This is a genomic window from Stenotrophomonas sp. GZD-301, from assembly GCF_049310345.1.
GTDB lineage: Bacteria > Pseudomonadota > Gammaproteobacteria > Xanthomonadales > Xanthomonadaceae > Stenotrophomonas.
Window position 1 is genome coordinate 1 of record NZ_JBMOWY010000090.1, and the last position, 10840, is coordinate 10840.

8 protein-coding genes and 1 pseudogene are annotated in these 10840 nt (G+C 67.6%); 6 read left to right on the forward strand and 3 right to left on the reverse strand.

Going from position 1 to position 10840, the window contains the following annotated elements:
* Positions 1-56: 56 nt before the first annotated feature.
* From ACO6VK_RS20150 to fabV, 5 genes and pseudogenes are all read left to right on the forward strand, one after another.
* Positions 57-671, forward strand: a pseudogene (locus ACO6VK_RS20150) (tRNA-guanine transglycosylase); the annotation flags it as partial.
* A 155-nt stretch (positions 672-826) separates the two neighbouring features.
* The gene (gene yajC, locus ACO6VK_RS20155) at positions 827-1171 is read left to right on the forward strand and encodes a preprotein translocase subunit YajC (RefSeq protein WP_411850732.1); all 345 of its coding nucleotides are present in this window, start codon (positions 827-829) and stop codon (positions 1169-1171) included.
* 58 nt (positions 1172-1229) lie between these two features.
* Positions 1230-3083 carry a protein translocase subunit SecD gene (gene secD / locus ACO6VK_RS20160; RefSeq protein ID WP_422510245.1) on the forward strand — a complete coding sequence of 618 codons (1854 nt, stop codon included), beginning with the start codon at positions 1230-1232 and terminating at the stop codon, positions 3081-3083.
* 19 nt (positions 3084-3102) lie between these two features.
* Positions 3103-4077, forward strand: coding sequence for a protein translocase subunit SecF (secF, locus tag ACO6VK_RS20165; RefSeq protein WP_411850734.1), 975 nt, complete (start codon positions 3103-3105; stop codon positions 4075-4077).
* A gap of 411 nt (positions 4078-4488) precedes the next feature.
* Positions 4489-5745 (forward strand): enoyl-ACP reductase FabV, encoded by a 1257-nt coding sequence (fabV, locus tag ACO6VK_RS20170; protein WP_422510248.1) that lies wholly within the window; start codon positions 4489-4491, stop codon positions 5743-5745.
* Between the two features lie 92 nt (positions 5746-5837).
* On the opposite strand, the gene ACO6VK_RS20175 is transcribed toward fabV, so the two are convergent.
* The 3 genes from ACO6VK_RS20175 to ACO6VK_RS20185 form a co-directional block, all read right to left on the reverse strand.
* Positions 5838-7907 (reverse strand): EAL domain-containing protein, encoded by a 2070-nt coding sequence (locus ACO6VK_RS20175; RefSeq protein ID WP_422510250.1) that lies wholly within the window; start codon positions 7905-7907, stop codon positions 5838-5840.
* A 96-nt stretch (positions 7908-8003) separates the two neighbouring features.
* Positions 8004-9188, reverse strand: coding sequence for an NAD(P)/FAD-dependent oxidoreductase (locus ACO6VK_RS20180; protein WP_422510252.1), 1185 nt, complete (start codon positions 9186-9188; stop codon positions 8004-8006).
* A complete protein-coding gene (locus ACO6VK_RS20185) occupies positions 9185-9736 on the reverse strand; it encodes a YaeQ family protein (protein ID WP_422510254.1) in 552 nt (183 codons plus the stop codon). The genes ACO6VK_RS20180 and ACO6VK_RS20185 overlap by 4 nt, the downstream gene beginning before the upstream one ends.
* Before the next feature lie 42 nt (positions 9737-9778).
* On the opposite strand from ACO6VK_RS20185, the gene ACO6VK_RS20190 reads away from it, so the two are divergent.
* A complete protein-coding gene (locus ACO6VK_RS20190) occupies positions 9779-10669 on the forward strand; it encodes a pseudouridine synthase (protein ID WP_422510256.1) in 891 nt (296 codons plus the stop codon).
* Positions 10670-10840 lie beyond the last annotated feature (171 nt).

The window sequence follows — 10840 nt, forward strand, 5'->3', positions numbered from 1 at the left end:
CCCATTCTGTGAAGCACTTTCGAATGGACTGACCCCTCCACCCACCCCACCCCCGCCGCAACGCGCATGACGCGCTCGGCAACGATGCGGCCCTGTTCGGCATCGTGCAGGGTGGCGTGCACCACGACCTGCGCAGCCGCTCGGCCGAGGGCCTGCAGCAGATCGGCTTTGACGGCTACGCCATCGGCGGGCTGGCGGTGGGCGAGCCCGAGCACGAGCGCAACGCCATGCTCGACCACATGCACCCGATTCTGCCGGCCGACCGGCCGCGCTACCTGATGGGCGTCGGCCGCCCGGAAGACCTGGTGGAAGGCGTGGCCCGGGGCGTGGACATGTTCGATTGCGTCATGCCCACCCGCAACGCCCGCAACGGCCACTACTTCACCTCGTTCGGCACCGTGCGCATCCGCAACGCCCGCTACGAGCGCGACATGGACACCATCGAGCCGGGCTGCGGCTGCCACGCCTGCACCAGTGGCTACACCCGGTCCTACCTGCGCCACCTGGACCGCTGCAATGAAATGCTGGCGCCGATGCTGGGCACCCTGCACAACCTCTATTACTACGAAAAGCTGATGGCCGACATCCGCGCAGCGATCGCGTCGGGAACCTTTTCGGCCTTCCGCGAGTCCTTCTACGCGGCCCGGGGTGCCGCCACGCCGCCGCTGTAAGCGGTGGCAGCGTCCCCGAATCCGCGCGCCGACCCTGCCAAACGGCCCAAGGACGAACTCCCGGGGCCGTGGCATACTTCGCGGCTGACCACTGTTTCACGGCGACACCCTGCTCCCCCTCGGGGCAGGGCGCCTCCAACCCAAGGACACCCTGTATGAACCTGATCGCCTTCCTGATCCCCGCCGCACACGCCCAGGCCGCTGGTGGCCAGCCGCCGGGTGCCTCCTGGACGACGTTCCTGGTCCCGATCGTGCTGATCGCGGTCATGTACTTCCTGATGATCCGCCCGCAGATGAAGCGCCAGAAGGAACACAAGGCGATGCTGGAGAAGATCAAGCGTGGCGATGAAGTGCTGACCAACGGCGGCATCGCCGGCGTGGTGACCGACATCGGCGACAACTTCATCACCATCGAAGTGGCCGACAACGTGCGCATCCGCGTGCAGAAGGGCGCCGTGGGCAACGTGCTGCCGACCGGCACGCTGAAGTCGGCCAACTGATCCACTCCCTTTCCGTTCAACCGCGGTGCCGGGACGGGCACCGCGCGGGACCCAAGCAATGCTCGAATTTCCACGCTGGAAGTACTTCCTCATCCTGATCGTGCTGGCGGTCAGCGCGCTGTATGCGCTGCCCAACATCTACCAGAAGGACCCTGCCGTGCAGATCACCGCCAACCGTGGCGGGCAGATCGACGACGCCCTGCGCGACCGCGTGCTGGGCGACCTCAAGCAGGCCGGCGTGGAACCGCTGTCGGTGGCCAAGGAGGGCGACAGTCTGATCGTGCGCCTGCCCAGCCTGCAGGCACAGACCGCCGCCAACGACGCCCTTCGCGATGAGATGGGCGAAGACTACGTGGTGGCGCTGAACCTGGCCTCCACCGTGCCGACCTGGCTGAGCGACCTCGGCGCCAAGCCGATGGTGCTGGGCCTGGATCTCCAGGGCGGCGTGCACTTCGTGCTGCAGGTCGACCAGAAGGCCGCGCTGGACAAGCGCCTGGATGCCTACGCCGAAGACGTGCGCACCAGCCTGCGCGAGGCCCGCATCGCCTACCAGTCGGTGGAGCGTCGCCCGGACAACACCATCGTGGCGAGCATCAGCCCGTCCGCCGGTGCCGATGCCGCCGCCCGCGCCCGTGACGTGATGTACAAGGCGCAGCCGACCCTGGGCTACGAGGTCGCCGGCAACCGCATCACCGTGAGCCTGCCGGAAACCGAGCTGACCTCCATCGCCAATGGCGCCATCGAGCAGAACGTCAACACGCTGCGCAACCGCGTCAACCAGCTGGGCGTGGCCGAGCCGATCATCCAGCGCCAGGGTGCCGACCGCGTGGTCGTGCAGCTGCCGGGCGTGCAGGACACCGCCGAAGCCAAGCGCATGATCGGTGCCACCGCGACGCTGGAATACCGCGCCGTGGTTGAAGGCAACGCACAGGACGCCATCACCAGCGGCCGCATTCCGCCGGAGGCCAAGGTCTACCAGCAGCGCGACAACCGCGGCCCGATCCTGTTGAACAAGCGCGTGATCGTCACCGGTGACCAGATGGTTGCCGCGCAGGCCACCACCGACCAGAACGGCCTGGCCGCGGTCAGCGTGACCCTGAACAACGTCGGCGGCCAGCGCATGTTCGACTTCACCGCGGCCAACGTGAACAAGCCGATGGCGGTGGTGTACACCGAGCGCATCCCGACCGTGAACGTGGTTGACGGCAAGGAAGTGCGCAGCTTCCGTGTCAAGGAAGAGGTGATTTCGGTCGCCAACATCAATGGCGTGTTCGGCAAGAGCTTCCAGACCACCGGCCTGGACAAGCTTGAAGCGGAAAACCTGGCCAAGCTCCTGAAATCCGGCTCGCTGGCCGCACCGATGGACTTCGTCGAAGAACGCATCGTCGGCCCCAGCCTGGGTGCGGAGAACGTCGAGCGCGGCGTGACCGCCGTGGGCTTCGCGTTCCTGTTCACGCTGGTCTTCTTCACCGTGTACTACCGCATGTTCGGCGTGATCACCTCGGTGGCCATGCTGTTCAACCTGCTGATCGTGGTGGCGGTGATGTCGCTGTTCGGCGCCACGATGACGCTGCCCGGCTTCGCCGGTCTGGCGCTGTCGATCGGCCTGTCGGTCGACGCCAACGTGCTGATCAACGAACGTATCCGCGAAGAACTGCGCGCCGGCATGCCGCCGAAGGCGTCGATCGTCGCCGGTTACGAAAAGGCCTCGGGCACGATTCTGGACGCCAACCTCACCGGCATCCTGGCCGGCGTGGCGCTGTACGCGTTCGGTACCGGTCCGCTGAAGGGCTTCGCGGTCACGATGATCGTCGGCATCCTGGCCTCGATGTTCACCGCAATCACCGTCTCGCGTGCGCTGGCCGTTCTGGTCTACAGCCGCCGCAAGAAGCTCAAGTCCCTGGCCATCTGACGGGAAGAGAATCGAAACCATGAAACTGTTCCCGTTGCATCTGATTCCGAACGACACCAAGTTCGACTTCATGCGCACCCGCTGGGTGGCGATCACGCTGGCCGCGCTGGTGTTCATCGCCGCCGTGGGCTGCATCGCCTTCAAGGGCTTCAACTACGCGCTCGACTTCACCGGCGGTACCGTGGTCGAAGTGCGCTTCGACAAGCCGGCCGACGTCGACGCCGTGCGTGAGCACCTGGAGGGCGCCGGTTACGGTGGCGCCCAGGTGCAGAGCTTTGGCAGTGGCAGCAACCTGCTGATCCGCCTGCAGCCGCAGGAAGTGGGCGAGGGCGAGAACGCCGGCGAAGCCAACAACCGCACCGCCCAGGCCGTGCAGAAGGCGATCTCGGTGGAAGGCAACCAGGCCACCATCGTCGGCGCCGAGTTCGTCGGTCCGCAGGTCGGCAAGGAGCTGGCCCTGAACGGCCTGTACGCCGCGCTGTTCGTGCTGGTCGGCTTCCTGATCTACATCGGCTTCCGCTTCGAGTGGAAGTTCGCGATGGTCGCCATCATCACCACCCTGTTCGACGTGCTGGTCGTGGCCGGTTACTTCTCGATCAGTGGCCGCGAGTTCGACCTGACCGTGCTGGCGGGCCTGCTGTCGGTGATGGGCTTCTCGATCAACGACACCATCGTGGTCTTTGACCGTGTCCGCGAAAACTTCCGCAGCCTGCGCGTCGAGCCGCTGGAAGTGATGAACCGCTCGATCAACCAGACGCTCTCGCGCACCATCATCACCTCGCTGGTGTTCTTCCTGTCGGTGCTGGCGCTGTACCTGTACGGCGGCGGTTCGCTGGAAGGGCTGGCGCTGAGCCAGATGATCGGCGCCGTGATCGGCACGCTGTCCTCGATCTTCATCGCCTGCCCGCTGCTGACGATGGGCGTTCTGGCCGTGACCAAGCAGGACCTCCTGCCCAAGGCCAAGGACGTCGAAGCCCTCGCACGCCGCCCGTAAGCGACCTGCACCGCAACACCGGAAAAGCCGCGCCCTGCGCGGCTTTTTCGTTGGGGCAGCGCGCAGCGCCTGCTTCGTCGCTTTTCCCGTCCGCCGCCGATAGCGTGTGGGGCGGGGGGATGGGCGGGCCCTGCCGGGACCGTAGGCGGCAAGGATGCCGCCTACGAGCCCCCCAAAAGGGGGTCTCCGCGCTTTCCCACAAGGCGGACAGGGATGGGTTCACGGCGTGTCCCGGCAGGGCGCGCCCATTCCCCCGCGCGCGCGGAACAAAGGCCGCCCCATACACCCCCGTCGGTTGTACAACGCGCCCCCGCGCACTACGATCCCATGCGTTCCGCGCAGCCGTTTCGATGGCGCGCCGCCCTTTTCATCGCGCAGGCCGTGCCTGCGTCTGTTCCCATCGAGGTCTTCATGGTCATCAAACCGCGTGTGCGCGGCTTCATCTGCGTCACCACCCATCCGGTCGGCTGCGACGCCGCTGTCAAGCAGCAGATCGACTACATCCAGTCCAAGCCTAAGATCGTCAACGGCCCGAAGAAAGTGCTGGTGCTCGGCGCGTCCACCGGCTACGGCCTGGCGGCACGCATCACCGCCGCCTTCGGCAGCGACGCCGCCACCCTGGGCGTGTTCTTCGAGCGTCCGGGCACCGAAACCAAGCCCGGCACCGCCGGCTGGTACAACTCGGCCGCGTTCCACAAGTATGCCGGGCAGGCTGGCCTGTACGCCAAGAGCGTCAACGGCGATGCGTTCTCCGACGAGGTCAAGGCCAAGGTCATCGAACTGATCCGGCAGGACCTGGGCCAGGTCGATCAGGTCGTCTACAGCCTGGCCGCACCGCGCCGCAAGCACCCCAAGACCGGTGAAGTGATCAGCTCCACGCTCAAGCCGATCGGTGCGCCGATCACCCTGCGTGGCCTGGATACCGACAAGGAAGTGATCACCGAAACCACGATCGAGCCGGCCACGCCGGAAGAGATCGCCGGTACCGTGGCGGTGATGGGCGGCGAAGACTGGCAGATGTGGATCGACGCGCTGCTGGAGGCCGGTGTGCTGGCCGAGGGCGCCACCACCACCGCGTTCACCTACGTGGGCGAGGAGATCACCCAGGCGATCTACTGGAACGGCTCCATCGGCGCGGCCAAGAAGGACCTCGACCAGAAGGTGCTGGGCCTGCGGGGCAAGCTGGAGGCGATCGGCGGCGACGCGCGCGTCTCGGTGCTCAAGGCGGTCGTGACCCAGGCCAGCTCCGCGATCCCGACCATGCCGCTGTACCTGTCGCTGCTGTTCAAGGTGATGAAGGCCAAGGGCACGCACGAAGGCTGCATCGAGCAGCTCGACACGCTGTACGACATCCTCTACGGCGGCAAGGACACCGGCACCGCCACCGAGCGCCTGCGCCACCAGCTGCTGGCCGACGGCCACCCGGTGGAGCTGGTCGATGAAGCCGGCCGCCTGCGCGCGGACTACAAGGAAATGGCGTCGGACGTGCAGAGTGAAGTGGTCGCGCTGTGGCCGCAGGTGACCAACGAGAACCTGTACGAGATCAGCGACCTGGCCGGCTACAAGGCCGACTTCCTGCGCCTGTTCGGCTTCGGCGTGGACGGCGTGGACTACGAGGCGGACGTCGCCACCGACGTGACCATCCCCAACCTGGTCGACATGACCTGATACCGCAGGCCGACCCCCGGTCGGCCGTGGTGCAGGACGAAAATGCCGCCTCCGGGCGGCATTTTCATTCCGCGCCTGCTACAGCTCCCGCCTCAGGCGAAATCGAAGTTCATCGATGGACCGGCCGGCCCCACGAACTCGCCCTGCACGTAATCCACGCCGGCACTGAACAGCAGGCTCATCGAATTCGCATCGGCCACGAACTCGGCGATGGTGCGGATGTTGGCCGACTGCGCGCGGGCGGTGATTTCGCTGATCTTCTCGCTGTGCTCGCGCGCGCGCGCGAAATCGCTGGTGAAGTCGCGGTCCAGCTTCAGGAACTGCGGCTGGAAGTGCGCCAGCAGCTGGAACGAATCCAGGCCCGAGCCGAACTGCTCCAGCCCGATCCGGCAGCCCAGCGGTGCCACCTCGGCGAGGAACTGCTGCGCATTGCGCAGGTGCGTGAACACCTTCGCTTCGGGCGCGTGCAGCCACAGCCGCTCGCCCGGTACCCCGTTGGCCAACAGCTCGCGGCGCAGCGTGGCGATCATCTGCGGATCGTTGAACGACTCGGGTGTCACCTTCACCATCATGTGCGTCGGATGGCCGGCGCGTTCGCGCTCGCCGAGCACCCCGATCGCATGGGCCACCACCCAGCGGTTGATGTCGGCCAGCAGCCCATGCTCCTCGGCGATGCCCAGGAAGGCCGTCGGGCTCAGCAGCTCACCGTTGTTCTCCAGGCGCAGGTAGGCCTCGTACAGCTCCAGCGGCTCGCCCTGCAGGTTCAGCACCGGCTGGTAGTGCAGCTGGAACCCGTCGCCGGCCAGGGCCTCGCGGATACGCGCCACCCAGCGCTGGATGCGTTCTTCCTCAACCCGGTCGACCGCAGCGGGGTCGAAGATGCGGGTCGTGTTGCCCAGCTCCGACGCTGCGTGCGTGCACTCGGTCGCGCGGGCCAGCACCTGGCCGATGCTGGCGATCTTCTCGCCGACCTGCACGCCGCCGATGCTCACCGTTACCGTGGCCGAGCGGTCGCCGATGCTGAACACCTTGGCGGCGTAAGCCTCGCGGATCTGGTCGGCCAACGCCACGGTGTGCGCGTAGGGGCCTTCGGTGAGCACGGCAAAGCTGTGCTCGCCGAAGCGTGCCAGGCGCGCCCCGTCGCCGACGGTATCGGCCAGCACCTGACCCAGCGCGCCGATCAGCACATCGGCCGAATCCAGGCCGATGTCCGGCAGCAGGCGGGCGTAGTGGTCCGGCTCGATCAGCAGCAGGCCAAACTGGCCTTCGCTGCGGCCGGCCTGGGCCACCGCATTCTCCACATGCAGCATGAAGGTCGGGCGGTTGAGCAGGCCGGTGACCTGGTCGCGCTGGCGCAGGTCCTCGACCTCGCGCGCCAGCTCCGGATCGAACTCCATGCGGCGGCGGAACACCACCTGGAGGCACGACTCACCCTCATAGCTGGCCTGGGTGAACTCCATCGTCGCCGGAAACACACCGCCGTCCTGGTTGCGCGCGTCCACCTGGTACTGCGGCGGCGGCGCGTCGCCCTTGCTCAGCGACTTGAGCAGCTGCTTGAAGCCGTCCACGTGCTGCGGCGCCACCATGTCCAGCAGCGAGATGCCTTCCACGTCGTCGAACGCCTCGTAGCCGAACATCTCCAGATAGGCTTCATTGGCACGGATGTGCATGCCTTCGTGGATGTAGGCGATGGGGTCGCGCGAAGAGGAGATCAGCGCGTCGCAGCGGCGCTCGGTCTCGCGCATCTGCGCCTCGATCCGGCGCAGCCCGCGGCGCGCGTGCAGGTCGGTCCACTCGTTGCGCACCACCGCCAGCAGGTGCTCGGGGCGGTGGCGCAGGGCGATCGCACGGATGCCGTTGGCACCGGCTTCCACCCACTCGTTCTCGTCCAGGCGCTCGGCCAGCAGGATCATCGGGATGTCCTTGCCGCTGGCCGCGATCTGCTGGGTCACCTGCAGCAGCGGAATGCTCTGCGCCGGGGCGGCCAGGATCAGGTCGATCGGCTGGCTGCCGAGCACCTGGGCCAGCTCCTCGCTGTTCTGCGGGCGCGCCGGGCGCACCGCGATGCCGCTGTTGCGCAACGTGCTGACGATGGTCTCAGCGTTCTCCCCGCTGTCGTCCACGATCAGCAGGCGGACGGTCATGTCATTCGCGTTCTGCATTCACTACTCCCCAGACTGCAAACTTGATACACGATGCGTGGGGTTACGTCCATGCTGGCGGCGGTACTCGCGGTACTCGATCACGGAATCGCCGGCCTAGACCACCTGGCCGGCGGCATGGCCGCAGGCCCACGCCCATTGGAAGTTGTATCCGCCCAGCCAACCGGTCACGTCCAGCACTTCGCCGATGAAGTGCAGGCCCGGCACCAGCTGCGATTCGAATGTGCTGGAGGACACCTTGCGGGTGTCCACCCCGCCCAGGGTGACCTCGGCGGTGCGGTAGCCCTCCGTGCCGCTGGCCACCAGCGGGAAGTCCTGCAGCAGGGCGGCGGCCTCGCGCAGCTGGCGCTCGTCGATCTGGCGGACCGGGCGGTCCGGCAGCCAGTGTTCGCACAGGCGCAGCGCCAGCCGGCGCGGCAACACCTCCGACAGCACGGTGCGCAGCTCGGCGGCGCCGCGGTCGCGCTTCATCTCGCGCAGCCAGGCCTCGGCATCGCGGCCGGGCAGCAGGTCCAGGCGCAGGTCGTCGCCGGGCTGCCAGAACGAGGAGATCTGCAGGATCGCCGGTCCGCTGACGCCGCGGTGGGTGATCAGCATGGAATTGCGGAACTCGACGTCGTTGCAGCGCGCCGCAACGGGCAGGGCAACCCCGCTCAGCTCGTGGAAGCGCTCCTGATGCGTGCCGCTCAGGGTCAAGGGCACCAGGCCGGCGCGCGTGGGCAGCACGGTGTGGCCGAACTGGCGGGCCAGCTCGTAGCCGAAGCCGGTCGCACCCAGGCTGGGAATCGACAGGCCGCCGGTTGCCACCACCAGCGAGGCCGCATGGAAGTGGCCCTGCGCGGTGTGGACGTGGAAGCCGTCGGCACCGCGTTCCACCTTGTCCACGCCGCAGTCGGTGCGGATCTGCACGCCCGCGGCCTGGCATTCATCGACCAGCATGCGCACGATCTGCTTGGACGAGACGTCGCAGAACAGCTGGCCCAGTTCTTTCTCGTGATAGGCGATGCCGTGGCGTTCGACCATCTCGATGAAGTCGCTGGGCGTGTAGCGCGCCAGCGCGGACTTGCAGAAGTGCGGGTTGGCCGACAGGAAGTTGCCCGGGGTGGTGCCGGTATTGGTGAAGTTGCAGCGCCCACCACCGGACATCAGGATCTTCTTGCCGACCTTGTTGGCATGGTCGATCACCTGCACGATGCGACCGCGCTGGCCCGCCGTGAGCGCGCACATCAGCCCGGCCGCACCGGCCCCGATGACCAGCACGTCGCAGCGGATCACACTCATGCCTGCGGTTTGCGCTTGCGCCAGACCGGGGTGACGGCCAGCTGCGCCTTGTCCGAGAGCAGCTGCACCTCACCGTCCTGGATCAGCACGTCCCAGCGCATGGTGCGCTCGACCTGCGCGCCCCATTCGGCGACGAAGTCGGCCGGCAGGTCCATCACCTCCAGCACCGAAAGCTTGTTGGCCGCCGAGGCGTTGCGCTCCCACCAGATATCGGTGGCGCGGCCGCCGTAGGTGATCAGCTGCACCGCGCGCGAACGGCCGGCGGCCTTGCGTAGGCGCGATTCGTCCGGCTGGCCCAGTTCGATCCACAGTTCGATGTCGCCGGTGTAATCGCGGCGCCAGAGGTCCGGCTCGTCGTCCACGCTCAGCCCGCGGCCGAACTCCAGGCGATCATCGGCATTCAGCGCAAAGGCCAGCAGGCGCACCATCAGGCGTTCGTCGGTCTCCGAGGGGTGCTGGGCCAGGGTGAGCGAATGGGTGGCGTAGTAGCCACGGTCCATGTCGCTGATCTGGAGTTCGGCCTTGCGGATGGTGGCGGTGAGGGCCATGGGGGTACCGTAAACAAAGAGCGCCATGATAATGCGTGGGCCATGACCCCGTCCGATCCCGTTTCCACCGATGTTGCCGCCAGCCGCCTGCAGTTGCCCCCGGGCGACTGGGGCTGCCTGCTCGACGGGCTGTGCGCGCGTTTCCCGCGCATCGACCGCGCCCAGTGGGAAAGCCGTTTCGCGCGGGGGCGGGTGCTCGACGCGCAGGGCAGGGTGCTGGCGCCGGACCAGGCGTGGCAGGTGGGGCTGGAGATCCAGTACTTTCGTGAGGTGATCGACGAGCCGGTGATTCCGTTCACCGAAACCGTGCTGTACCAGGACGCGGATCTGCTGGTGGCCGACAAGCCGCACTTCCTGCCGGTCACCCCGGCCGGGGGCTACGTCCGCGAGACCCTGCTGGCGCGGCTGGTGGCGCGCACCGGCAATCCGGACCTGGTGCCCTTGCATCGGCTGGACCGGCTGACGGCGGGGGTGGTGCTGTTCTCGACCCGGCCGGCCACGCGCGATGCCTACCAGCGGCTGTTCCGCGAGCGCCGCATCGACAAGACCTACGAGGCGCTGGCCCCGGAGTTGCCGGCGCTGCAGTTCCCGCTGGAACGGTACAGCCGGCTGGTGCCGGGCGAGCCGTTCTTCCGCATGGCCGAGGCGGCGGGGGCGCCGAACGCGCGCACCCGGATCGAGGTGATCAACGCCGACGGCCCGGTGTGGCGTTATCGGCTGCACCCCGAATCCGGGCGCAAGCACCAATTGCGCGTGCACATGGCCGCGCTGGGTGCCCCGATCCTGGGCGACGATCTGTATCCGATGCTGCGCACGGAGGGGCAGGGAGACCCCGGTGAGCCGCTGCAGCTGCTCGCGCAGGCGCTGTCGTTCATTGACCCGCTCACCGGCCAACGCCGCAGCTTCACCAGCGGCCGCTCGCTGACCATGTAGAGCCGGGCTCTGCCCGGCTATCGCGCGCAGCGCGGGCGGACCGGAGGCCAGCCACGTAGAGCCGGGCTCTACACGGCTGTCGCGCGCAGCGCGGGCTTTACGGTGGCCGCACGGAGGCCAGCCACGTAGAGCCGGGCTCTGCCCGGCTATCGCGCGCAGCGCGGGCCTTCC